The following is a 24021-nucleotide window of genomic DNA, read 5'->3' as shown; positions in this document are numbered from 1 at the left end:
CTTTAATTGCTCTCCCCTTGACGACGAATGGTTGCCACCATCAACACCGCCAGACTATTAATACCGAGGGTAATAACGAAAAGGATTAAAGCTAAATACATCAAAGCGCCGATGTGCAGCTCATCCACTGCTTCGGCAAATTGGTTAGCTAGCACTGAGGGAATGGTATATCCCGGTGCCAGTAGGGAAGCCGAGATAATATTTGAGTTACCGATCACCATTGTTACTGCCATGGTTTCTCCGAGGGCCCTACCTAGGGCCAAAATAGTGGCACCAATAATGCCAGAACTAGCAGAGGGCAAAATCACCGAGCAGATAGTTTCCCATCGGGTTGCCCCCAGGGCCATGGAAGCGCTACGGAGGCTGGGGGAAACAGAGAGTAAAATGTCCCGGCTGATGGAAGCAATGGTGGGAATAATCATCACGGTCAGCACCAATCCCGCCACCAGCATGCTGGGGCCAAAGGGTTCCGTACCAAAAATTGGTAACCAACCCAGATATTTAAACAGTGCCCCCTGCACAGGCATTAACACTGGAATGAAGACAAAAATGCCCCATAGACCAATGATCACGCTGGGAATGGAAGCAATCAGTTCCACCAGAAAGGCAATGGGCACCCGCACCGGAGCAGGTAGAAGGTTTTCGCTGGTCATAACCGCCACGGCCAGCCCCAAGGGCAGGGCAAAAATTAGGGCGATGAAGGAACTAACCACCGAGCCGAAAATATAGGGTAAGCCGCCAAACAGTTGCCCACTGCTGTCCCATTGTTGACTGACGATGAATTCCCAACCAAACTTGGCGATCGCCGGTCGGGCATCGGTAAAAACCACCCAGGCGATCCAGCCGAGAATCACCACTACTCCGAGGGAACAGAGACGGGTCAACTGTTTAAAGCCCCAGTCCAAACCATTGGTGAGGGAATTCCCTTGGGTAATATCCCCTCCCCGGGCCAGAGTGAATTCTGAACGACGTGAAAAACCTTCCACCATACCTATTGCCTTTTCCTAGAGCCTGTTTGCCAAGTTTTAATTTGCCCCCTAAATCTCCCAATACCGGGGGATCTTTATCCAGTTTCTTCCCGAACTGAGGAGACTAGGGGAGCTTGAAAAACCGCAGATTGACTTGATATTTGGTTTATTTGATCTTGTTAACTGCTGCAATTACCCGTTGGGCAACGGCGGGAGGAATTTTGGTGTACTCCAACTGGGTATTATGGTTTTGGCCAGTGGTCAAAATCCAGCGCACCAAAGCTTTGACGTCCTTGGCAACGTTGGCATTTTTATTGTTTTGATACACCAACAACCAGGTCAAACCCACAATGGGATAACCGGAGGCAGGATCACTTATTTCAGCAACAAAGTTCGCGTCAAACTTGGCTCCACTGATGGCTTTATTGGCCTCTGCCAAGCTGGGTTCTACATACTGACCGGCCTTATTTTGTACCTTGGCGGTTTGCAGATTGGGACCCTCGTTACGGCGGGCAAAGGTGTCCTGGACATAACCGATCGCCCCGGGGGTTTGCTTAACCGTTGCCGCTACCCCGTCATTTTTCGGACCTTTCAGTACTTGGAAACCCCAGTTGGGATCTTGGCTAGCACCAATCTTGCTTCTAAAGGTGCTACTAATAGCGCTGAGGTGGCTAGTAAAAATATCCGTGGTGCCACTACCATCGGCCCGTACCACAACTCGAATGGGAGTGTTGGGCAGTTTGGAATCCACCTGGTTCCAGGTTTTTAGTTCCCCGGTGAAAATTTTACCCAAGGCAATGCGAGAAAGTTGTACTTTTTTGCCTGGTAAATTGTAAACTACCGCCACAGCGCCACCAGCGGTGGGCACCATAACCACACCCCGTTTCATCTGTTGACGTTGGGCGGAAGTGGGCACAGCATCGGTGGCACCAAAATCAACGGTTTCACCGATAAATTGACGAATACCAGCGCCACTACCGACGGAGTTGTAATTGACAGTATTACCGGTAGCTTTTTTATACTCAGCAAAATAACGTTGGTAGAGTGGGGCCGGAAAACTCGCTCCCGCACCATTGAGGGTACCGGCAATGGCCTGGCCAATGCCACCAAAACCGACGATAACGCTGACTACGGAGAAGGTAGCAACTTTTTGCAGTGAACTAAGCATAGGAATTTGCAATCTAAATTGTAGTGCAGTTGAAACAGTCAGCCCTTGTTCGCTGATGGGGTTTCCATTGGCATAATTATCGACCTAAAAAAACGGCAAAACCCTAGGGTAAGACGGGCCGTTTGCTGTCAATAAAGCCAGAAACCTTACTGGTCCGTTCTAGCTAACAATATTAGTTGCATTTTGTTAATTTAAAACACGAAATTTTTTTTATTTTCAATGCATAATTTCCCAAAAAAGTCGATTAACTTTTGGTTAACCATAGCCGTTTTTTGACTTATTTTAAGGGGAGTTAATCAGTTGATTAAGTCGAAATTAAGATAGAATTAAGAAAAGATTAAGCCGGCAAGTAATTGGTCGAAATATTCTTGTTTTTTTGTGGTTATCCCTTGAAAAAAACTGAAAGTTATTGCCTGTTGAGAGTGGGGGGTTAACCCTGTCAACCCTCCCCAGATTGATCTACAAAATGTTCAATTTCACCATCGCAGACCGATTTGGCTTCCCCACGCCCCGCTCACCCTGGTAAGGAATTTTGGGTCTATCATGGAAAAGCAAACTGTAAAGAAACCTTAAGCAGTTGCCCTTTGCCTCATTTCCTCCCCAGCAGATTATTCCGTGAGTTCTTTCCAGACCCTCCGTCAACTATCTCCCTCCACCCAGAAAACTTTTGCTCTGTTGTTTGCTTCAGTGCTGATGTTTTGGCTCAGCCTCACTGCCCTTCTTCCCACTCTGCCCATGTATGCCCAGGATGTGGGAGCAACGAAACAACAAGTGGGTTGGATTATGGGGAGTTTCGCCCTTGGCCTGTTGGGGTCCAGAATTTGGATTGGTCAGTTGGTTGATCGCCGGGGGAGAAAAATTGCCATTGTCATTGGTGCATTGGTTGTGGCTCTGGCCCCCTTGGGATACCTACTCACCGCCACTGTGGGAGCTTTAATGGCCATTCGAGCTTTTCACGGCATTTGCTTGGCTGCCTATACCACCGGCTATAACTCCCTAGTGGTGGATTTATCCCCACCCCAACAACGGGGGGAAATTATTGGCTATATGAGTTTAGCGGTGCCTATTGGTATGGGATTTGGGCCGGCTGTGGGGGCTTACATTTCCCAAAGCATTGGCTACGAATTCCTATTCATTGCCTCTTCCCTGTTGGGCTTTATTTCCCTGGTTTTGGCCCTACAGGTGCGGGAAAACCGTCCCCCAGATCAATCGTCAGCAGAGGATGTTTTCGGCGATCGCCCCCGACCCCGTTCCATCGGCAAACTCCTCACCAGTCGCTCCATGGCCGTACCCACCTTGGTGTTACTGCTGATTGGGCTTTTGTTCGGTAACTTGGCCACTTTTTTGCCCCTGTTTGTGCGGGAAATTGACCTAGCTACCTATGCGGGAGTTTTTTACAGTGTGGCGGCGATCGCCAGTTTTGTGCCCCGCCTCTTCCTTGGTTCCTTGGCGGATACCTATGGTCGGGGGCTATTCATTGTCGGTAGCCTGATTTGCTATTTGCTGTCTATGGTGTGCCTTGCCCAAGCGGATAACTCTTGGGAATTATTGACCGCAGCCGCCCTCGAAGGAGCAGGTAGTGGCATTTTATTACCCACCACCATCGCCCTAATTTCCGATCGTTCCTCCCTGGAGGAAAGGGGAAGGGTTTTCTCCGTGTGCATGAGCGGTTTTGATGGAGGCATTGCCATTGCCGCTCCCATTATGGGCGTACTGAACGAGATATTTGGTTACCGCCATGTATTTTGGCTCAGCGGCGGATTAGCCCTGGCGGCAATCATGGTTTTTGGCATTTTTTCCAACCCCACCATCGGCCGTTCCCTCAGGTTTTGCATTGGCCGCAGTAGGGACCTCTACGCCACTCCCCAATAGACCTCCTGGACCTAGATAATTCCTGTCAACGGCGGAAAATCTTGTTAAGCTAGAACAAGACTCAGGCGATCGTTCCTAAATTTTTCCTGCCCGGTTCCATGCTGAAAAAATTTTTCTACCATGGCGCTCAGCGGGGTCGCCATTGAACAATTGGGGAAAATTTCAGTGCTGCATCTTATTTATATTTTGGCCTTCACCGTGATTGCCTTCCTTGCTGTTAGCAACCTAATTCGGAGCTTAATTTCCGTCAGCATGGGCAGCCAGCGCACTCCACCCAACAGTTTTTCCCGTCGCTTTGGCCAGAGCAGTCACCCGGAGTTGTTCGATGACCAGGGTCGCCCCATCAGTGAGCCCTTATTGGTGATGCGCTCCGTCAATGTTGACGATGCCAGGGAAAAGTTGAACGCCATTTTTGATGCTTCCCCTAGTGTGACTTTCCAAGAAGGCGAAGAGGAAAAATAATCCTGTCAAGAATCAGCAATAAAATTTTCGAGAATTTCAAATAGATAATGACGTAGGATGATAGGGAATATTGGGTAATGAGCTTTTGCAAAGATGTCTACACACTGTCACTGTCCTCAATGTGGTCATGGGAATGTCGTCAAAAATGGCTTTGTCAAGGGGAAGCAACGATTCAAATGTAAGAGGTGCCAATATAAATTTACCAATCTCTCCAAGGAACGGGGTAAACTTCTCTGGATGAAACTAGAAGCGGTCTTATTGTACATGGGTGGTATGTCAATGAATGCCACAGCAAAACTCTTGGGAGTTTCCACTCAGTCACTGCTCAACTGGATTAGGGATTTTGGCGAAGCAAACTACGAGAAACCGGCTCCAGACTCAGCGATCGTAGTGGAATTAGACGAACTGTGGCATTTTCTTCAGGCCAAAAAAACAAGTTATGGCTCTGGAAGGCATATGACCGTGTTACTGGGAGACTCATCGACTGGGAACTGGGAAATCGTGATAGTCAAACCCTGAGTCGTTTGCTGGAGAGACTGGCAAAGTGGAAAGTGACAGTGTCCTGTACCGATGACTGGAGGCCCTATCAACAACTGCTGGATGAACATCCTGATGCGTTTCATGGGATTAGCAAAAGAGAAACAGTAGGAATTGAGAGAAACAACTCAGATAATCGCCATTGGCTTGCTAGATTTCATCGCCCCACGAAAGTTATCTCCAGGTCAGCCCACATGGTTAATATCACCATGGCAATATTTGCCAAATTCAGGGTCAATGGTAACATAGAACTATTACGCAACTGGCGCCTTTCATTACTTTCTTGAGACTCTCAAGCAGAAAAGTCAAAGGCGAAGAGTGGCCCGGCTATTCCATCCAAGGTGTTATTAGGAAAACCAAGTTCTCCTTCTACTTGACTCAGAGCCCCAAATGCTAAATCACTATTACCCCACCAAGGTTGGCTTGTTAAAAGGCTCTCATTGTCACTGTAACTTCCTTTAAAAGTCTCCACCGTGTAGTTTTGTCCATTGTCACCGCTTCGACAGAGGGGGCAACAAAAGCGCTGCCAACTGAACGTCCTATCGACAATCCATCTTTTTGGTAAGACCTCAAAAGACTTCCCTGAACGACTAATCACCTGGACTTTGGCTTGAGTTAAGAGCCAGATGGCTAACCCAAAGGTATCACCTCGATAACCCTGGTCTACTAACATGCTCTTGACAGACTCGAGGAGTTGAGTTCCTTCTTTAAGCAAACTCATCAGAGCATAAGCTGTGACGATACGTTCACTTGCATTTGCTTCGGTCACTATCACTTTTAAGACTAAGCCCAGACTATCGACGATTAGATGACGCTTTCGCCCTTTCACCTTCTTACCTCCGTCAAAACCGTAGACTTCCCCCTTTTTTCGGTGGTTTTTACCGATTGGCTATCTGCCGCTATTACGCTAGGTTGAAGGCTCTTGCCACTCTAGAGGCGGCATTGCTCCAGCAGCCTTAGATTGAGCCTTTCCCACACGCCATGACGTTGCCATTTACGATAATAGCTATAGACCGTGCTACTAGGAGGAAAGTCATGGGGTAACATTGCCCTGCCCATTGACAACCCGTTTTTAGTTGGTAGTAAATACCATTACAAACCGCTCGCATATCTGTGGTTCGTGGGTGTCCTCCGGGCTTTGCGGGAGGAATCATTGGTTCAACTATTGCCCATTCTGCATCGCTCAGGTCTGTTTCATAGGCTGTCAGACTTTTCATACTCTTTGTCTCCTTCTGCTCTTACTCTTAGTTTTCCTTTTTTTCTTCTCTTACTTGCTATCCATTATAAGACTTTATAAATGGGCTCTAAACACCATAATCAGAAACCCAGGGATCTAGCTTAAATTCTTCCCGCAAAAAATCAATAAAGCAATGAACTTTGGCAGGATAAAAGCGACTGCGACGATAGACCGCATAAATGGGAAAAGGGACGGGTTGATAATCCTGTAAAACAACTTTAAGATTCCCCTGGTAAATATCGTCACCAAACATCCAGATGGGAGCAATTGCAATGCCTAAATCTGATAAAACTGCGGCTCGCACAGCAACGGAGCTATTGGTTTGAAAACTACCTTTAACATTGATTGCAATGACTCCATTTTTTCCATGAAAATGCCATTCATTAATGGTGGACAAGGATGTGTATACAATACAGTTGTGTCTGGTCAATTCCTCTGGTGTTTTCGGTTCTCCTGATTTTTCAAAATAACTGGTACTGGCGACTGTTACACGACGAGTAATACCAATTCTTTCACTAATTAGAGCCTTATCTTGATGATTTCCAATACGAATAGCAAGATCTAGTCCTTCCTGCACCATATCAACAAAATAGTCGGCCATCATTAAATCTATTTTGACCTGGGGATAACGGGCGATAAACAGACTTAAGCGGGGCACAATTTGCATTTCGCCGAATAGGACTGAACAACCCAGCCGTAAGGTGCCAACGGCTTTTTCTTTACCTTCTAAACTTGCTTCAGCTTCAGCAACTGTTTCTAAAATTTGTTGACAGTATTGATAATATTGTTTCCCTTCCTCTGTCAAATTTAGTTTGGTAGTGGAGCGAGTGATTAACCGTACCCCCAGATATTTTTCCAAGGCGGCAATTTGTTTACTGATAGTTGGTTGAGTTGTTTGTTGCTCCCTCGCGGCGGCGGAAAAGCTATTCATTTCAATTGCTCGAACAAAGCTCTGCATACAAGCAAGACGATCCATCGCAATACCTATTCCAATCTGGCATATGGCATATTCTATTTTGCCGGCTTCCCATCGAAAAAAAAACAGGCAATGATATCTCAATCAATAATTCCCATTCCTAAAAACTCGATGTTAAGACTAAAAACCGTTAGTTCTTTGCTAACCCCCCTTATTCTGGCTGGCATGATTGGCCTAGGAGATGTCGCCCTTCACAGTTTTCTACCCCAAACTCAAAGTACGGCGATCGCCGCTCCCCCTTCGGCAAGCCAAGAACAGATCGAACTTATTATCGCCAGTAAAGGAAAAACAGGCAGTGGAGACCAATTGAGGCGATTTTTTTACGGTGATCTAGAACCATTAGGAGTGCAACCGGGGGGCGCTGGAATGGTTGTCAATCTGTACAGTAAAAAGAACGATGTTACCTTTTCCTATTGTGCAACCTACGACGTAGTTGTGGCAGTAAAAGGAGGCCGGGTCGCCATGTTTCCCGCCAGTGAAGTCAAGTAGATCTCCGGGAATTTGTTCAATTAGGGCAATCTTTAGGGGATATGATGGGTTATAGCCTCCAGCTATCTCCGGAAAGATTGTGAATTTACAAATTGAATTATACAAGTTCCAGCAAGAATCTTTGAAAAGGTCTTCACCTGAAAGAGCTGCTATTTTTTCTGATTTTATTCAAGGTCTGAGTGAGGAATTTAGAAATCGAAGACTATTAAGAATAGGAGATTTTGCCCCAGACTTTACCCTGAAGAATACCAAAGGAGAAACGATCATTCTCTCCGAACAATTAAAGACTGGTCCCATATTACTTAAGTTTTTTCGAGGTTACTGGTGTCCCTATTGTGGTTTAGAATTGCGCGCTTATCAAAAGGTTGTTAATAAAATTAGGGCATTGGGAGGGACAATTCTGGCTATTTCTCCCCAAACTCTAGTTGCTTCTCAAAAAACCATTGATCGTCATGATTTGACTTACGATCTCCTCAGCGACAGTGGTTTTCAAACAGCTCAGGATTATGGATTAGTTTTTACCGTTCCCGATGCTGTTAAGCAAATTTATTTACAATCAGGCTGTGTTATTCCTGAGCACAATGGCACCGAAGAATGGTTATTACCCGTGCCGGCCACATTTGTAATTGATCGCCGCGGCCATATCGCCCTAGCTTACGCCAATGTGGACTTTCGTGTTCGCTACGAACCTGAGGATGCCATTGCCATTTTACTGTCTCTTTTTGTTGGCAATTGACTAATTTTTTTCCTAATTTAAGGAATTTAACGCTATGAATATTCGTCCCCTTGTTAGTTCTTTGTCTGCTTTAGCTATTTCTGTAGCTCTGTTGCCCTTGGCTAATTTCCCAGCCCAAGCCCAAATGGTAATGCGTTTTACCACTCCCTTTGTCACGGATTCTGGTTTTGTGGGAGCCGCCGGCAATATGCACTACATCACCCTAGCCGTTACCGGATTTTCCTTAGAATCGGCCACCATTAGTTTACCCATTGACATGGGGCGTTCCATTGATGTCAAAGCTTTTGATCCTAATGGCAAGGAAATTCCCACCACTACAAAAGTGTCCCCTGGGGGAGTAACCATCGACTTTAACCAACCGGTTGAGGCTAATACTTATGTAAGACTGCAATTATCGGGGATTGATATGTCACGAATGGGGGGACGGGTTCTTTATCGTGTCACCACTAAGCTAGAGGGTGTCGATGGAGATATTCCCATTGGTTCGGCAATGGTTCGCTTGAAAGAGCAAGGTTAAGATTAGTAATAATTTAATCTTAGGCGTTGCAAAATTAGGATATAACCAGCAAAACTTATAACCAATTTTGTTTTTATTTCTTCGATCTGCAATGCCTATTAATTAACCTAACTGATTGATTAGCAAAACGCGATTAATAAGTTAACTTAAGTAATTAAAAAGCACTGACTTGCTGGAAATTTAAGAGATTTAAACGTGAATAAAGTGCCGACTCTTATCTGTTTGCCCGACAATCGATTACTGGAAATTGACTCAAACGAGACTATTTTGGATGCCCTTTTAAAGGGTGATATTGCCCACATAAGTGTGTGCGGCGGGAAAGCCAATTGCTCAACCTGCCGCATTATGGTTCTAGATGGTATAAAAAATTGTAGTCCTCCTACCAGTATCGAACAAGCCCTTGCTAAAAAATTAGATTTTCCCTTTCACGTCCGTCTAGCGTGTCAAACAAAACTATCAAATTCAGCAACTATCCGTCGTTTAGTGTTGGATGAGGGCGATATAGATTTAATTGATCATCAATTAACTACGGGGGCAATCAATACCGAGCGCAATGTTGCCCTATTAATGGCTAATATTCGTGGGGCAACTAATTTTGATGAAGTTAATTTTCCCTACGATATTGTCTATGTTATGGGACGCTATTTCAGTCAAATGCAAAAAATTATTGAAAAATATGGAGGGACAATTTCCAACGTCATGGGACGAAAAATGTTGGTTGCTTTTGGTCTCAAGGAGTTTGATGTTTCTGCTGCAGAAAGGGCAACTTGGGCAGCCTTGGAAATGTTTAAATCAGTTCAAGAATTAAATACCTTATTAAATCAAATGCGCTATCGCCCCTTGAATTTAAGTATGGGGATTCATTCTGGAAGTGTTGTTTTTGTTCCATTGGTGGCGGCGCAATCTACCCTATTAACGCCCCTAGGTGAGGTGGCCGCCATTGTCAATCTTCTCGAATCAGCAAACAAACTAAAAGGAACACAACTATTAGTTTCCCAAGATGTTTATCAGGTAATTAAGAACCAGGCAAGGGTCGGCAATCAAATCATCCTCAAAGAAAAAGAAACTACTCTGCAAGCCTATGAAATTTTGGCAATGCAAGGCACTCCCCCCATTATCGAAGATGTTGAGGTTGTTCCACGTCGTCAACGGCTTCTGACATTTGTTAAAAAATTTGCAGGTTCTTGGCTAAAATCTTCTTAAAATATCCCTTTTTCTGCTGGAAAAAGAGAATTTAAATATTTAGTCTTAAATTATTTAAAAATTGTTTAATAAACTCGGGGATTAATTTTTATGATGGATTTTCAAGATACCTGGGCTTTGTTACATCCGGCGATCGCCGTGGTTGTGGTTTTCCCTCTGTTGGGCATTGTGCTTAACCGTGCTTTACTCACCCGGGAACGGCGTTTGGCGATGAAGGTGGGCGAGAAAAGTAAAATTCCTCCCATCGTTGGCACCGAACACGTGGCGATCGGAAGATATCTTAGTATGGCGGTGGTGGGCGTTACTTTTCTAGGGTTAGCCTATCCTATTTTTTCTAAGTTTATTAATAAAAATCTAATTTCTGAAGAGCCTTTTCGGGTTTTATTTATCATTGCGCTGTTCATTTTAAGTATTACTTCTTTCATCTTTCTTTTTCAAGCTAAAACAAGAATTTGGCGGGGGATCTTTGCCACCTTAACGGGAATGGGACTAGTGCTCTTAGGTTGTCAGCCCGAAATTTATCGTCGAGACCATGAATGGCTTGTCTCCCATTTTTATTATGGAATTTTAGCCGCGCTGTTAATGATTTTTTCAGTGGCTACGATTCAAGATATTTATCAAGATCGTCGAAATCGTTGGCGTAATGCCCACATTATTATTAATAGTTTCGCTTTATTGCTCTTTATTGGTCAGGGCATAACTGGGGCAAGGGATTTGCTGGAAATTCCACTTCATTGGCAAAAGCCTTATATTTATCAATGTGATTCCGTCGGTAAAACCTGTCCTCAGTTCAAATAAAGAGAGGATTATTGCAATGGATAGCCAACGAATTTTTGACCTAGAGCAAATTGCTTGTTTTTCTGAGCAAGGGGCAACGGTAACGTCGGTAATCGAGACAGAAAACTCTAGTATTGCGGTTTGGGGCGTTCAACCTCAGCAGATTGTTCAGCCCCATTCCCATCCCGATGGTCAGGACACTTGGGTGATGCTCAAAGGTACTTTAACTTACTGTTTGGGGGATGGGCAAAGTCAAATTTTGCACCAAGGAGAAGTGGCGATCGCCGAGAAAAATCAAGTCCACGGAGCAATTAACCATGGTCGGGAAAATGCAGTTTTTGTTTCTATCTATTCGGCTCCCCACATTGGCTATCAAAAGGAATCAGCATAGTAAATGAAACATGTTTTTTCTGGCTTTCAGACTTTTCTCAAACAAGTTCATAGTCCAATTTATCTTGCCCTTGCCGTTGTTATTTTTTCGGCTGCCAATCCTGTAACTAGTCGTATTATTGAATTGGGTAAAACGTATGAGATCAACGGTCGGAATCCTATTTCCTTCTGTAATGTCCTCTTTGTTGGTAATTTATGCGCCTTGGGTTTGATGATCTTAATTTTTCACCCTGATTGGCAACTTCATAAATTAAGAAAATTAACCCGAAAAGATTGGTTCCTTTTGACTGTTACAGCCATTTTGTCAAGGGCGATCGCCCCTGGATTAATGTTCAGTGCTTTGGAAAAAACTAATGTAACAAATGTGGTTTTAATTGGACGGCTGGAACCAGTTTTTACCTTAATTTTAAGTATTTTATTACTGAAAATATCAGTTAATTGGTTAAGCATGGTGGCGACCTTGATTTCCTTTGTCGGAGTCGCTGTTACGGTTTTTTGGGGGGTTGCTGATCCCCTTGATATGGTGATAAATTTCGATTTTGGCTTGGGGGAAAGCTTTGTGGCGATCGCCGCTTTTATTTCAGCAATCACAACAATTTTGAGTAAGCAACAATTACAATCTATTCCCGTAGGTATTTTTACTGTTTATCGTAGTTTGCTGGGAACTTTTGTGTTTTTTTGGATAGCAGTTATTATTTACGGATTTGACCATTTTATGGATGTTTCTTCTCCCATTTTATGGCGATGGATGTTAATTTATGGTGCTATTATTGTCGTTGTTGGTCAAGTGGCTTGGTTAGCCGGTCTCAAAAATGCAAGTTTTATTCAAATTAACTTAGCAAGTCTAGTAACTCCTATTTTGGCGATTATTTTTGCCTATCTAATCTTGCTGGAAACGCCCACAAACGCTCAGTATTTAGGCGGAATCTTGTTGTTGTTGGGGGCAATACTAAGTTTTATTGATAATCTGAAAACAGCAAAAGATAAGCAAGCTTCAAAGCCTTTAAATTCCCGGGAAGCAATGGATACAAATGTGGGCTTTAGGGGAGTTTAGACAATCATCTAGATTTTTGCGGTTTGGTTAGCAAATAGCTGGTAAAATACTCGCACGACAAACGCACATGATTAACAATAATTCCCAATTTTTGATAAAACGATAATCATAAAAAATCAGTCTCTTCTAAAGATAGCTTTCCAATCACTTTTCTCTGCCCATAATATGGGAAGGCTATTATTGGGACAGGTTTCAAAAAAAGAAACTAGGAGCTGATTATCTTTGTATCCTAAAGGCATTGTTTTAACAAGTTTACTGCCATAAGTATAAGCAATTTCTTTTGCTTTATTCCTTTCCTGAGAAGAATTAAACATTGATGAACTCTCACTGAAACACTGATCTTGTTCGGTGAGATGATCGCAGACAAATACCTTGACATTAAAAGGTAATTCATTTCCTTTTATTTCAATATTTTCTATGCCCGATTCAAAGCCACAGATAGCACCAACAAAGACTGTAATTTTATGTTCTTTTATCAGAGATCCACATAAATTACTCAATGTATCAAGCCCTCTAATGATTGATTGACCAGAACCAATTATATCTTCTATAAAAACAATTCTTTGAATTTCTTTATCTTGGATAATAGCTTCTTTGATTTTAGACAAAGACACATTATGTGAACTACTACGATAAAAATTATTTACCGTCGCATATAATCTTAAGTAGGTAGAACCGCTTTTTGTTGGACTCCCAAAAGCACTTAATAAAACTTCTCTTGTTTTTGTTTCCCCTTTTGCATTTTTGGGAAGCTTGTATACCAATCCTTTTTTTACCTCATTATGAATGATTCCTAGTTTTTCTCTAACTTCTATTTGTGTATAAAACTTTAAATTTAACAATAGAATGAACATAAGACGTTTTTCAATATTGTTTGAAAATTGATCAAGCCAACTGCGAATGTGTTGAGGTGTAATTTGTTGTGCTCTGTATGTTGCGATCTCTCCCCATGATTTACATAAATCAACAATTTCTGTGTCTTCAACATAAGCCCTGTCCTCTTCTTTTTCTAATTCTTCAATAGCTTGCTCATCAAGAGCTTCAGATGTAATGATGTTAAAACCTTCATTTGTTAGCCATTTATCAAAGAATAAAGGCTTAAATCTATAGTTTTCAGATTCCTCAATCAAAATTTTGCGATTGACGAAACTTTCAAATACCTTTGTTGTTACAGTCTTGTCTAATATGCTATTATTCAGAACGACTTCTTTTGTGAAGCTGTTCTTGCCTGAGCGAATTTCTCTAGCATAAGAAATTAAAAATTTTCGTCTCTGAGTTTCAATTTTGTCTACTTCTACTGGATCGCTTTCTTTAATTCCATCTTTCCAGAAATGATTAACATTATTACTATTAATGGAAGATAAACTCTTTGAGATTGCTTTAGTAACTTCTTCATAAGAAACATAAGCGTTTCTGGTTTCACAAGCCATATTATAAATATTTCCACATATTAATTTTGTAAAAAATGGATTTCCTTCTGTCATTTTATAGAGTTCTAATATTGCATTATCAGTAAATTCTATTATTCCTTCAACAGGTTTGCATACTAAGTCTTGAAAGTCTTTCCAAAATCTTCCTTTATCAAAATAATCAACTGGAAAGGATTCAAATTTATTTAATTTATCAGTTGATTGATTGATTGTCGTCATATTCTCTCCGCCAACTAAAATAAATCCAATATTATTGTTACTGCTTAAACTTCTAATATTATGAAAAAAATTGTCTCCGATATCCGTCAGCTTGTATAATTGAGAAGGAATTTCATCGAACTCATCAAGAATAATCACAAATTTGTGATTGGGTTCAATTTTTCGTATTTTTCTAAATAATTTATCTAAAGGTGTAATTGAATCTTCAAACTCAAACCCTGGAAGTTTATATTCATTGAATGGTTGATCATCAATGATTTCTTCATAAATATATTCCCCTAAAGATTTTAAGAATTTTTCGGGAGAACTTTTATCAAGGGAACCTACTGAAATATAAATTGCAGTATAGAGTGAATGTTTTTTTAGCTTATTTTCAATGATTTTGGCAATTGATGTTTTTCCAACTCTCTTTTGTCCAAAGATGATTGAAGATTCTAATTCGTCAGAGAAAATTTTATTTTCAAGCTGTCTAATTTGTTCTGAACGACCAATTAAATCGTTTTCTTTAGAAATAGCCTCTAAACTGTAGGGTTTTTCCTTACTTAATTTTTCCCAGTTTAGTTCTGTATTTTGTGGAAGCAACTCACCACTAAATTCTTCATGGCACCTGGTCTTGTCGCAGTTATACCAATCAACTCTACCCAAGATAATTTCTTCTAGTTTTTCTTTGTTTTTCTGCACAAGAATTTTGGCTTCAAATATCCGATGTGTAGATTCTAATGGCTCGAGATTTCCAATATATATTTTAGGGTCATAAAGCATCAATAAACTATCATCTACATCAAGAGTAACTTCAATATCAAAAGCTTTTCCTTTGCCTATATTATTCACTTGAATTTCTATATTTAATAGTTGGTCTTTTATGTGGAGAGGATATTTTTTCTTTATGAGTTCTACACGTATTATTGTTGGAACAATATCATCTCTCTTTGTATAATCTTCATCAACTAAATTAAGTAGCCTCTTGAAAAAATTACCAATACAAGTTTCAACTAATTCTGATTGTTTGGAACATTGATCAATAAATTCCTGATAACTATTTTTTATATTGTCATAATAGTTGATTTTTGATTCAACAGAATTGCTTTTTTGATAATCTTGAAGAATTTTAAATAGTGATTGTATTTTAGGTTTACTTAAGATATCTTCATCTGAAAACTGTCTAAAAATAAAGCTATTAACTTTATCAGCAAACAAAAATTGCATAAAGTCGCTTTTGAATTTATCCAAATCCTTCAAGTCACAAATTGATTGTTCAAGATTAAAGAACTTGCGATTTAAATTTCCTTCAATTTCTTGAAGTTTTGATGTTTTTTCTTCTTTATCTGATTTAATATCTATCTGAAACTGCTTATAAATATCCACTAAAATCTCATCGAATAAATCAAATGTTTTATTGCGTAGTGTGACACTATTGTGATTCCAAACTACGCTTTGATTCCTGCATAAGGCTCTTAGCATAGATACGGCTATTAGTTTTTTTTGGTTGGTACTTGTTCGCTCATTAAATAAAGCTGAAATAAGGTTAGAACTCTGAGAAATATTTAAGGTTTCACAAATGGAAGCTAACAGTTCATCAGTTAAAACTTTTAACTCATCAACAGAACAGTCCTCAAGCCTGTTTAAATTCTCTTCAATTCTCTTTATTTTAGTAAAATCCATAAGCCTTATGTGTTTTTTTATCCTATAAAATTTGCGTAGGAAGACACTCTTATGGTAATGGTAACAGAATAAAAGGCGATAAAACCGCCCGTCGATACTAATACGTGCTTTTGCAATGACGGCAAGACTTTACTAAAAATTTACTATATTTTTTCCTATGGATTGCCGACTTAAGTGCACTAATCAATGCACTAGTTTGATGATGGCTTTCGATAAATCTCATACAATTAAAGGCTGCTCCACAGAATTTTCCCTTTCCATGACTGATACTCCGATCCTCGGCACTGTTAAAGAACCCCAACGGGACTATCGCACCCTCGATCGCCAGAAGTTGACGCCGATGTTCCAGCACTACACGGAGGTTAAGGAACAGTATCAAGGGGCTTTGTTGCTTTACCGGGTGGGGGACTTTTTTGAGTGTTTTTTCCAGGATGCGGTGATCATTGCTAGGGAATTGGAACTGATTTTAACTAGCAAAGAGGGGGGCAAGGAAATCGGCCGGGTGGCCATGACTGGGGTACCCCACCACGCCTTGGATCGCTATGCGCGGCAGTTGGTGGAAAAGGGTTATGCGGTGGCCATCTGTGACCAGGTGGAGGATGCAGCGGAAGCCCAGGCAGAAAAACGCATGGTGGAACGGCAGGTGACCAAGTTACTCACCCCCGGCACTTTGACCGATGACAGTATGCTTCCGGCCAAGCGGAATAATTTCCTGGCGGCGATCGCCATGGTGGAGGATAAATGGGGCCTGGCCCATGCGGATATCTCCACTGGGGAATTTTTTACGTGCCAATCCAGTAATTTGGATGACCTAGCAGTGGAATTACTTCGACTCCAACCGTCGGAAGTATTGATACCCACCTCTGCCCCCGATATTCGCAATATTTTGCGCCCTGGGGAACCTTCAGAGCATATTCCTAAACAGTTACCCACCAGTTTTTGTTATTCTCTCCGTTCCCAAGCGCCCTTTTCCTTGGTGGAAGCAAAACAGAGATTACTAACCACTTTTCGAGTTAAATCTTTGGAGGGCATGGGCTGTGAAGGTTTACCCCTAGCAATCCGGGCGGCGGGGGGATTATTGGAATATATCGAAGATACCCAAAAAGCCCATGTGGTGCCCATTCAACCATTAAAAACCTATGGCTTAACCGATTTTCTGGTTTTGGATCACCAAACCCGACGCAACTTGGAAATTAACCAAACCGTGCGGGATGGTAGTTTCCATGGTTCCCTACTGTGGGCTTTAGATCGCACCAGCACCACCATGGGTAGTCGGGCTTTGCGGCGTTGGTTATTGCAGCCTTTATTGGATCTCAAAGGTATCCAAGCTCGCCAGGACACCATCCAAGAGTTGTACCATCATCCCGCTTTGCGTCAGGATTTGCGGCAATTGCTCCGGCAAATTTACGATTTGGAACGGTTAACGGGGCGAATTGGGGCCAACACCGCCAGTGCTAGGGATGTGTATGGCTTAGCATCTTCTTTGGTGCGGTTGACGGATTTAGCTGAGTTAGCTCAGGAAGGCCATAGCCCCTATTTAAAAGCCTTACAGACAGTGCCGCCGGAGTTGGAAGAATTGGGCAAATATGTGTTAGCCCACATTGTGGAAAATCCCCCCTTACATATTCGGGAAGGCAATTTAATTCGTAGTGGTGTTAACCCGACGTTGGATGAAATGCGTCAAAGTTTGGAAGATGATAATCAATGGTTAGCTAATTTGGAAGTAACGGAGCGGGAAAAAACTGGTATTGCTAATTTAAAAGTTGGTTATAACAAAGCCTTTGGTTATTATTTAAGTCTACCCCGCAGTAAATCGGAACAGGCCCCAGACAATTACATTCGCAAACAAACTTTAGTCAATGAAGAAAGATACATTACACCGGAATTAAAAGAGCGGGAAACCCGTATTCTCACCGCCCAAGCTGACTTGAATCAATTGGAGTATGAAATTTTTACCGAAGTGCGGGCCACAGTAGCAGAAAAAGCCCAACCAATTCGGGACGTGGCCAAGGCCGTAGCGGCGATCGATGTGTTGGCAGGTCTAGCGGAAGTGGCAGTTTATCAGGGTTATTGCCGTCCCATTATGCAAATGGAACCAGGCTTAATTGACATTGAAGCAGGTCGCCATCCAGTGGTGGAACAATCCCTTGGGGCAGGTTTTTTTGTTGCTAACGACACCCAATTGGGCCACGACCATTGGCATCCTGATTTAGTAATTTTGACGGGGCCCAACGCCAGTGGCAAAAGTTGTTATTTGCGTCAAGTTGGCTTAATACAGTTAATGGCCCAAACCGGCAGCTTTATTCCTGCTAAAACCGCGACCCTGAGCATTTGTGACCGTATTTTTACCAGAGTAGGGGCCGTGGATGATCTAGCTACGGGGCAGTCTACTTTTATGGTGGAAATGAATGAAACTGCCAATATTCTTAACCATGCCACGGCTAAATCCCTGGTATTACTGGATGAAATTGGCCGGGGCACGGCCACCTTTGACGGTTTGGCGATCGCCTGGTCGGTGGCGGAGTATCTAGCGGGGGAAATCCAAGCCCGGACAATTTTTGCTACCCATTACCATGAGTTAAACGAGTTGGCTTCTTTACTGGAAAATGTGGCTAACTTTCAAGTTACGGTGAAAGAATTGCCAGAGGAAATTATCTTTTTACACCAAGTAACACCGGGGGGAGCCGATAAATCCTATGGCATTGAAGCGGGACGTTTAGCGGGATTGCCTAGTTCAGTGATTACCAGGGCCCGCCAGGTAATGGCCCAGATTGAAAAGCATAGTAAAATTGCTGTCGGTTTACGTAAGGGTAATCGGGGTAAAGTTATGGCTAGTCAAGCGGCTGCTGAAGCAGCGGAAGATCAAGCTAAACAGTTAGATATTTTTGGCTTTTAGAACGTGTTTGAAAAGTTTCATTCTGCCCCCTAAATCTCCTCACTAAAGCTCCGGCAATAATGGGGGACTTTAACTCAGTTTTCTTCCAAATTTAGGCGTCCAGAGGGGCTTTTAAAACAGACTCTTAGAGTTGTAAACGTTACGAATTTGCTTAGTTAATAACTAGCTTTATTGATTGGGGAAAATCTCTGTCACTACCCTTTCGGGGCTAGTACTAGTTACCACCACATTATTATCCGGTAAAGATCCCTGGGCTAAATCCCCTGTGAGGTTAAATTTCACTCCTTTTTGTTGTTCATAGATAATATTTCCTTTTGCCTGCAACGTTTGGGGACCAAAATTGTAAGTTAACTCATCGGCATACAGTTGGGATTGTTGCTCCTGGCTCGTAGTATTAGTGCCCTGCTCTAGTTTAGCTATCCCGTCGGCTAGATTGACTGCTCCCCGGTTACCCCGCACAGTAATTTGTTGTTTATAATCCACAATAGTGATGGGATTATCGGTGGAGACAAAGCGGTTTAGGTAAGACCAACTAATGGGTTCGGCGGCAATTTGCAACGGCGGTTCAACGGATTTAAATTGATTTAAGCCTGCTAAATGTACCAACTGTTGTTTCAGCAACAATTCTGCTTGGTTACTTTTCACTTCGTCGGTGGCAGTTTTATCCACAAAGCGCACTAGGGTCAACGGGCGATCGCCAAAAACCCGGTTGTTTTTAATTTCCCAGGTAATTCTGTCGGTTTTGAGTTCCAAGCGACGGGGGTCCTTGGGTTGATTTTGGTCTTTGGTATTGTGTTCTGTCACCGCCACCACATCGCCGGACACAATCAGCTTTTCTTCCTTGGTTTCATAGCGTCCTTCCTTGGCGGTCACGGTCAAATCAGGGTGTTCCCCTTTCAAATTTTGCCGAGCAGTGAGAATGCTAGATTCCGTTTGCCACTCCACTTCCTGGGCCCGCAACACTGCCTTATTACGGGGGTCAAGGGCAACAATATTTTCCCGTAGAAATAATGCTTTGCCGTCTTCAATAATTTCTCCCTTATCCGCCTTCACCTGGAGCACCACTTTGCCATTTTCGTAAAAATCCCCTTTCACGTTCACTAGGGTGGCATTCTTCCCATCAACGCTATACCGAGCTTCCTCCACCTGAATTTTCCAGACAGTTTGCCCTTTAGCATTGGCTTGCTCTAGGGTGGCATTGTTGAGGGTGAGGCTACTTTCTTCCTTGGGCGGTGGGGGCTGACTTTTTTGTTCTAGGGGATCGGGCGGTGCACAACTGCTTAACATTAATGTGCTGAGGAGTAATCCCCCCCATAAAACGGAGGAGCAACGACGTAGGGGCAAAAAAAGTGAAGTTAGCAAAGTTTAACGAGATTATTTGAAAATAAATGATTAAATTAGGCTCTTTTCAGCAAACCAATCCCCAGAGAAAAACTATCAGGGATTTTCAGGCTCCATTACCGCTTTCAGTTTTCTATTCTAGGCGATCGCCATAATTAGGGTTGTTGTGGGTTAGCCAGAATAATGCCATGGTAACCATCCTGGCTTTATTGCCCGACTCCCTGGCCCAGATGCCCGATTAGCCCCGGCCGAGTTCCTCAGCTTTTTACAGGAGTATGGTGAATCATAATTGAGAGTTTAAAAACGCCTGTTACCTCTATTTCTAAACTCAACTTGTTAATATTTAATATTTCAGCTCCCTGATTTTATCCCTAAATTTTTTAAGATTGATTTTCGGTCATTTCTCGACGAATTTCATCGAGAGGTGATTCCGCTTCATCGGGAATAAATTCAAGGCTTATTTTAATTTTTCCTTTTTTCCATAGCTTACCGGGGGCAAGATATTGGCACTCTGTACCTTCAAATAACCACCTTTTGCCTATATCACTATTGAACCATTTTGTCAAAAAGGCTCCTAGTAATTCTTGAACAGTAAAAGTTTTATGATTAATACATATTTTGTCGGAGTCAGTTACTGAAACTACATCTTCAGGGTTAAGTAATTGTCTTTTGTCCATGGTAATGTCCTCAGCTACTTTGCTCTATTTCTCGACGAATCTCATCGAGGGGAGAATCCGAAACTGAATCTTGAACCTCATCCGGGATAAACTCCAGGGCAAAGATTATTCTAAATTTTCCCTTTAGCGGTTTGTCCAATTTAGGATCAATAATTTCAGCAATTATACCTTCTTCTGTAAAAATTTCTGGTTTAATATCGATTGATTTATGGTCTTTCAGACTAACTTGAAAAGCTTTATAAAAATAATCTTTATTACACCAGGGTACAGTTTTAAAGAAATTAACAAACTCACCGATTAAAGTTTTAATTTTGTAAAAGGAATGGTTATTACCACAATCAATAACAGTGTCTTCACTGAGTGAATTAAGGTAGCCAATTTTGTCGGTTTTCATATTTTTAATATTTCAATTGATAAATCATTGAAGATCAGATTGTATTTCTCGACGAATTTCATCTAACGGAGATTGATATTCATTTGCCTCAGGCTCATCGGGAATGAACTCTACAGACACATTAACTGCAATCCTTCCTTTTTTCCAGCCACTGGATCCAGCTTTTAAAATTCGACAATCAACACCTTGACCCAAGTAAATGCTTGCTCTAGATCCAAGTTCTAATTGCTCAATAAATTTCTCTTGTGGTGGCTGCTGAAAAGAATATTCTAAGGTATGTTTAATACGAGATACTGAAAACAATTTGCCGGGAAACTGTTTGTCTAATAACTGTAGGACGTCATCAGCATTTAGGGATTCTAGGAATTCGTCGTAGATAATTTGCATTGCTTGTATGTCAGAAAGGTTACTTAAATCAAAAGAAAAATTATTCAGCTATTTGCTGGTCTCAATGTAGATTTTAATTCATGGTTGATTATTCTACTATTTCCACAAAATCTGCATCTGCAACTATTTCTGCTTGCTTAGTAATGTCTGATTCTGTAATAACAGGTAACTGCTCAAAAATTTGCATGGCTTTTAAACATTCATTAATGCTAACAATACTCGTTTGGTAAAGATCGATTTTCTGTTTAATCTCCGATTGTAAACGGGAATTGCGAGCAATTTTTTCTTCGGCATCCTGTTCCAACGTTTGCTCACGATATTTCCTTGCCACATCATACTGTTCTAAAATTATTTGGGCTTGTTCTTCTGCCATTGGTAGCAGATGGGTTTTTAGGGTATTATTGACGGTTTGTCGGAAATTTTTCCGTACAGTATTGAAAACTTTAGGTTCAAAATCTAGTTTTAGCAACTCCTTAATAGCTGGTTCCGCTTCCACGATCGCCTGGGCATCATAACCCTGGGAAGTTTGCTGGAGAGTTTGCCGGAATTGATAAATGGAAAAAGTACCTTCATCATAAAATCGGGGACTTTCCCGCACATAACGATCACATTCCGTTCGAGCTTCATTAACCAAGGCTTTAGTTATATCTTCTTCCGCCCGTCGTAATAGTTGCTCAATACCGCCATCATTGCCAACCAAACGATAAACTTGATGGTAACAATCCACTTTTCGTAGGCGATCGCCTAATCGTTGAAAGAAATTTTTAACTAGCTCATGAATAGCTTCTATGAAAGCATCTTCCAATTCATTAGCAAGATAATATAAAGCCTCCACCAAAACTGCAATAAAAGGAGCTGTGGAATTACGAGGATGACTTTCCGTTGCTCGCTTATAGGCATTCATTACCGAAAAAGTTTTTAACAACTCATCTAATCGAGCCACCATTCTTGCTTTTAACTTAGTAAAATCTTGGTCAAATTCCCGATCATTGCCGATAACCACATCATTAATTTGAGCACTCATATATTTTTTGAACTCAATACCCAGATTTTGCATTTCTTGATTAAGCAAAGTTAATTCCTGAGCTTTCATCGCCGCAATTTCCCGGGGCTGACTATCTAACTGCCGATAATTTTCTAGATAAAATTGCCGTAGAGCAATACATAACGGTTGCAAATCATTAGCTAGAGTTGCAAATAGTTCAGGATATTTTTCCTCTGCTAAATAAAGACCAATGCCAGAACGAAAAGATTCAATTCCGCTGTCATGGATTAGTTGATCAACTAATGGTATTCCCCATTCACTTAAAATTCTGACATAATTTTCATTAGATGTTTCATAACCATTGACCGAGACCCGGAAAGCAGTGGACAATAACTTACCAGAATTAGCACAGTAGTTATTAAACTCGCTAACAAATTGTGGTGTTTCTTCCTCTCCGTCAAAACCTTTGATGGTGGTGGCAAAAATTGAGTCCAAGCCAAAACGAGTACTACTATTAGTCTGCTTAACTTGACTGCCGTAGAAACCAAGTAAACCACTGGTTTTATAGACCCTAGAATTATCCCGAAATTGCGACTGAATTAAACCCTCTAGCCGTTGTCGCAGTTGAGTATTGTACCAAGTATCGTCAATGCGATTAAACACATAAAATACCCGATCTCGGATGCCATGATTTTTGCTGATGCGTTCTAATAATTGTGTTTCTTCTGCACTCATATCTCCTGCTGCCGCTGGTTTAAGCACACAGATCACTGCTGAGGTATCCGGGCTTTCAATTTTACGGTAAGCTCTTTCCGCATCTTCTTTAACTGGGGCATCAATCCCTGGCAAATCCACCAAGACATTGCCATCTTTTAATAATGAGTGATTACAAAAATAATCCAATCGTTTAAGCACCGCACTATTAGCTCCCCGCCTCGCATAACCTGCCGCTTCAGCTAAACTAGAAAAATTTAACTGATCCATAGAATACGTGGAATTTTGTACAGTATTAATCCTTTCTCGATTTTGCTCAAATCCTATTAGTAGTAAGTGTAGAGCATTGGCTTGTTTGGCTCGTTCTGACTTATTTTCTCCCCCTTCTTCTGCAATTATTTTCTGACAATATTGACTAACCACCTTCACTGCTTCAGGTTGATTAATATTTAAATCCCCCACATTGACATTGAGATATTTTGCTAAAATCAAAGCCTGCTGACGAATTTCCGCTTCACTCAAAAAAGTTAACACTACCCTTTCTTCATTGGCGTTAGCATATTCAATATGACATTCTGTCCCCGTGGCGTGACCTTCTGCACTATAAAGCAATTCCCGCTCCAACAACGCATTGATCAGCATGGACTTACCGGCACTAAAAGCCCCGGCAAAAACAATTTCAAACCGGGGGGACAGTGCCTTTCCTAAGGCCGTTTCCACAATGCTGGTGTCCTGCTGACTGCGGAGTGTGGGTTCCTGGCGCAGAAGCTCGATTAACTGATTAACTTGCTCACGGAGATTCTGACATTGGGGCGCAATCTTGGACATGGAAGCCTCGTTAGTGGAAAAATCGCTCTAATACAAGGCTATGCTCAAACTAATTGGCCGTTGACTTCGACTTTACAAAAATTGATATTTTCCTTGTTTCTT

Annotated in this window: 20 protein-coding genes and 1 pseudogene; 11 read left to right on the top strand and 10 right to left on the bottom strand. The window is 41.8% G+C overall.

What is annotated here, in order from left to right; genetic code table 11:
- Window positions 1-2: 2 nt before the first annotated feature.
- Together pstC and pstS are read right to left on the bottom strand one after the other, a co-directional pair.
- Window positions 3-989 (bottom strand): phosphate ABC transporter permease subunit PstC, encoded by a 987-nt coding sequence (gene pstC, locus H6G46_RS02765; RefSeq protein ID WP_010872467.1) that lies wholly within the window; start codon window positions 987-989, stop codon window positions 3-5.
- Between the two features lie 145 nt (window positions 990-1134).
- On the bottom strand, window positions 1135-2136 hold the full coding sequence (gene pstS, locus H6G46_RS02760) for a phosphate ABC transporter substrate-binding protein PstS (protein WP_010872466.1): 1002 nt from the start codon (window positions 2134-2136) through the stop codon (window positions 1135-1137).
- 615 nt (window positions 2137-2751) lie between these two features.
- Between pstS and H6G46_RS02755 the strand changes: the two genes are divergently transcribed.
- The 3 genes from H6G46_RS02755 (at window position 2752) to H6G46_RS02745 (ending at window position 5294) form a co-directional block, all read left to right on the top strand.
- Window positions 2752-4008 (top strand): MFS transporter, encoded by a 1257-nt coding sequence (locus tag H6G46_RS02755; RefSeq protein WP_010872465.1) that lies wholly within the window; start codon window positions 2752-2754, stop codon window positions 4006-4008.
- A 120-nt stretch (window positions 4009-4128) separates the two neighbouring features.
- Window positions 4129-4470: a DUF2973 domain-containing protein gene (locus H6G46_RS02750; protein WP_010872464.1), complete on the top strand. Its 342-nt coding sequence runs from the start codon at window positions 4129-4131 to the stop codon at window positions 4468-4470.
- A 93-nt stretch (window positions 4471-4563) separates the two neighbouring features.
- A protein-coding gene (locus H6G46_RS02745; RefSeq protein WP_102014007.1) for an IS1 family transposase occupies window positions 4564-5294 on the top strand; the annotation gives its coding sequence in 2 pieces (ribosomal slippage) (window positions 4564-4897 and window positions 4897-5294; 732 coding nt in all).
- A 245-nt stretch (window positions 5295-5539) separates the two neighbouring features.
- Here H6G46_RS02745 and H6G46_RS02740 read toward each other — a convergent pair.
- Window positions 5540-6224, bottom strand: a pseudogene (locus H6G46_RS02740) (IS5 family transposase); the annotation flags it as partial.
- An 87-nt stretch (window positions 6225-6311) separates the two neighbouring features.
- Window positions 6312-7220: a LysR family transcriptional regulator gene (locus tag H6G46_RS02735; RefSeq protein WP_010872459.1), complete on the bottom strand. Its 909-nt coding sequence runs from the start codon at window positions 7218-7220 to the stop codon at window positions 6312-6314.
- A gap of 111 nt (window positions 7221-7331) precedes the next feature.
- Between H6G46_RS02735 and H6G46_RS02730 the strand changes: the two genes are divergently transcribed.
- From H6G46_RS02730 to H6G46_RS02700, 7 genes are all read left to right on the top strand, one after another.
- Window positions 7332-7709: a hypothetical protein gene (locus H6G46_RS02730; protein ID WP_020861700.1), complete on the top strand. Its 378-nt coding sequence runs from the start codon at window positions 7332-7334 to the stop codon at window positions 7707-7709.
- 79 nt (window positions 7710-7788) lie between these two features.
- Window positions 7789-8445 carry a peroxiredoxin-like family protein gene (locus H6G46_RS02725; RefSeq protein ID WP_010872457.1) on the top strand — a complete coding sequence of 219 codons (657 nt, stop codon included), beginning with the start codon at window positions 7789-7791 and terminating at the stop codon, window positions 8443-8445.
- Window positions 8446-8479: 34 nt separating this feature from the next.
- Window positions 8480-8962, top strand: coding sequence for a hypothetical protein (locus H6G46_RS02720; RefSeq protein WP_010872456.1), 483 nt, complete (start codon window positions 8480-8482; stop codon window positions 8960-8962).
- Window positions 8963-9157: 195 nt separating this feature from the next.
- Window positions 9158-10165 carry an adenylate/guanylate cyclase domain-containing protein gene (locus H6G46_RS02715; RefSeq protein ID WP_010872455.1) on the top strand — a complete coding sequence of 336 codons (1008 nt, stop codon included), beginning with the start codon at window positions 9158-9160 and terminating at the stop codon, window positions 10163-10165.
- A 90-nt stretch (window positions 10166-10255) separates the two neighbouring features.
- The gene (locus H6G46_RS02710; protein WP_010872454.1) at window positions 10256-10963 is read left to right on the top strand and encodes a DUF4079 domain-containing protein; all 708 of its coding nucleotides are present in this window, start codon (window positions 10256-10258) and stop codon (window positions 10961-10963) included.
- A gap of 16 nt (window positions 10964-10979) precedes the next feature.
- Window positions 10980-11333, top strand: a complete 354-nt coding sequence (locus H6G46_RS02705) for a cupin domain-containing protein (RefSeq protein WP_020861699.1) — start codon at window positions 10980-10982, stop codon at window positions 11331-11333.
- A gap of 3 nt (window positions 11334-11336) precedes the next feature.
- Window positions 11337-12386, top strand: coding sequence for a DMT family transporter (locus tag H6G46_RS02700; RefSeq protein WP_010872452.1), 1050 nt, complete (start codon window positions 11337-11339; stop codon window positions 12384-12386).
- Between the two features lie 116 nt (window positions 12387-12502).
- Here the strand turns inward: H6G46_RS02700 and H6G46_RS02695 are convergent, their stop codons facing one another.
- Window positions 12503-15697, bottom strand: a complete 3195-nt coding sequence (locus H6G46_RS02695) for an ATP-binding protein (protein ID WP_010872451.1) — start codon at window positions 15695-15697, stop codon at window positions 12503-12505.
- Window positions 15698-15956: 259 nt separating this feature from the next.
- On the opposite strand from H6G46_RS02695, the gene mutS reads away from it, so the two are divergent.
- Window positions 15957-18593, top strand: a complete 2637-nt coding sequence (mutS, locus tag H6G46_RS02690) for a DNA mismatch repair protein MutS (RefSeq protein WP_041425962.1) — start codon at window positions 15957-15959, stop codon at window positions 18591-18593.
- Window positions 18594-18761: 168 nt separating this feature from the next.
- Here the strand turns inward: mutS and lptC are convergent, their stop codons facing one another.
- From lptC to H6G46_RS02665, 5 genes are all read right to left on the bottom strand, one after another.
- The gene (lptC, locus tag H6G46_RS02685; protein ID WP_223211377.1) at window positions 18762-19937 is read right to left on the bottom strand and encodes an LPS export ABC transporter periplasmic protein LptC; all 1176 of its coding nucleotides are present in this window, start codon (window positions 19935-19937) and stop codon (window positions 18762-18764) included.
- 377 nt (window positions 19938-20314) lie between these two features.
- Window positions 20315-20611 carry a KGK domain-containing protein gene (locus H6G46_RS02680; protein WP_020861697.1) on the bottom strand — a complete coding sequence of 99 codons (297 nt, stop codon included), beginning with the start codon at window positions 20609-20611 and terminating at the stop codon, window positions 20315-20317.
- A 10-nt stretch (window positions 20612-20621) separates the two neighbouring features.
- A complete protein-coding gene (locus tag H6G46_RS02675) occupies window positions 20622-21005 on the bottom strand; it encodes a KGK domain-containing protein (protein ID WP_010872448.1) in 384 nt (127 codons plus the stop codon).
- A gap of 24 nt (window positions 21006-21029) precedes the next feature.
- Window positions 21030-21392 (bottom strand): KGK domain-containing protein, encoded by a 363-nt coding sequence (locus H6G46_RS02670; protein ID WP_010872447.1) that lies wholly within the window; start codon window positions 21390-21392, stop codon window positions 21030-21032.
- An 88-nt stretch (window positions 21393-21480) separates the two neighbouring features.
- A complete protein-coding gene (locus H6G46_RS02665) occupies window positions 21481-23919 on the bottom strand; it encodes a dynamin-like GTPase family protein (protein ID WP_010872446.1) in 2439 nt (812 codons plus the stop codon).
- Between the last annotated feature and the right edge of the window lie 102 nt (window positions 23920-24021).

Source organism: Synechocystis sp. FACHB-908, assembly GCF_014698595.1.
Lineage (GTDB): Bacteria > Cyanobacteriota > Cyanobacteriia > Cyanobacteriales > Microcystaceae > Synechocystis.
Note: the sequence above shows the minus strand (reverse complement) of the source record. Positions and strands in the feature narration are given on the sequence as shown.

What these genes read in the sequence shown, in the direction of transcription:
- pstC (WP_010872467.1), bottom strand. Translation starts at nt 989, where the DNA reads ATGGTGGAAGGTTTTTCACGTCGTTCAGAATTCACTCTGGCCCGGGGA.
- pstS (WP_010872466.1), bottom strand. Translation starts at nt 2,136, where the DNA reads ATGCTTAGTTCACTGCAAAAAGTTGCTACCTTCTCCGTAGTCAGCGTT.
- H6G46_RS02750 (WP_010872464.1), top strand. Translation starts at nt 4,129, where the DNA reads ATGGCGCTCAGCGGGGTCGCCATTGAACAATTGGGGAAAATTTCAGTG.
- H6G46_RS02735 (WP_010872459.1), bottom strand. Translation starts at nt 7,220, where the DNA reads ATGGATCGTCTTGCTTGTATGCAGAGCTTTGTTCGAGCAATTGAAATG.
- H6G46_RS02730 (WP_020861700.1), top strand. Translation starts at nt 7,332, where the DNA reads ATGTTAAGACTAAAAACCGTTAGTTCTTTGCTAACCCCCCTTATTCTG.
- H6G46_RS02720 (WP_010872456.1), top strand. Translation starts at nt 8,480, where the DNA reads ATGAATATTCGTCCCCTTGTTAGTTCTTTGTCTGCTTTAGCTATTTCT.
- H6G46_RS02710 (WP_010872454.1), top strand. Translation starts at nt 10,256, where the DNA reads ATGATGGATTTTCAAGATACCTGGGCTTTGTTACATCCGGCGATCGCC.
- H6G46_RS02705 (WP_020861699.1), top strand. Translation starts at nt 10,980, where the DNA reads ATGGATAGCCAACGAATTTTTGACCTAGAGCAAATTGCTTGTTTTTCT.
- H6G46_RS02700 (WP_010872452.1), top strand. Translation starts at nt 11,337, where the DNA reads ATGAAACATGTTTTTTCTGGCTTTCAGACTTTTCTCAAACAAGTTCAT.
- H6G46_RS02695 (WP_010872451.1), bottom strand. Translation starts at nt 15,697, where the DNA reads ATGGATTTTACTAAAATAAAGAGAATTGAAGAGAATTTAAACAGGCTT.
- mutS (WP_041425962.1), top strand. Translation starts at nt 15,957, where the DNA reads ATGACTGATACTCCGATCCTCGGCACTGTTAAAGAACCCCAACGGGAC.
- H6G46_RS02680 (WP_020861697.1), bottom strand. Translation starts at nt 20,611, where the DNA reads ATGGACAAAAGACAATTACTTAACCCTGAAGATGTAGTTTCAGTAACT.
- H6G46_RS02675 (WP_010872448.1), bottom strand. Translation starts at nt 21,005, where the DNA reads ATGAAAACCGACAAAATTGGCTACCTTAATTCACTCAGTGAAGACACT.
- H6G46_RS02670 (WP_010872447.1), bottom strand. Translation starts at nt 21,392, where the DNA reads ATGCAAATTATCTACGACGAATTCCTAGAATCCCTAAATGCTGATGAC.
- H6G46_RS02665 (WP_010872446.1), bottom strand. Translation starts at nt 23,919, where the DNA reads ATGTCCAAGATTGCGCCCCAATGTCAGAATCTCCGTGAGCAAGTTAAT.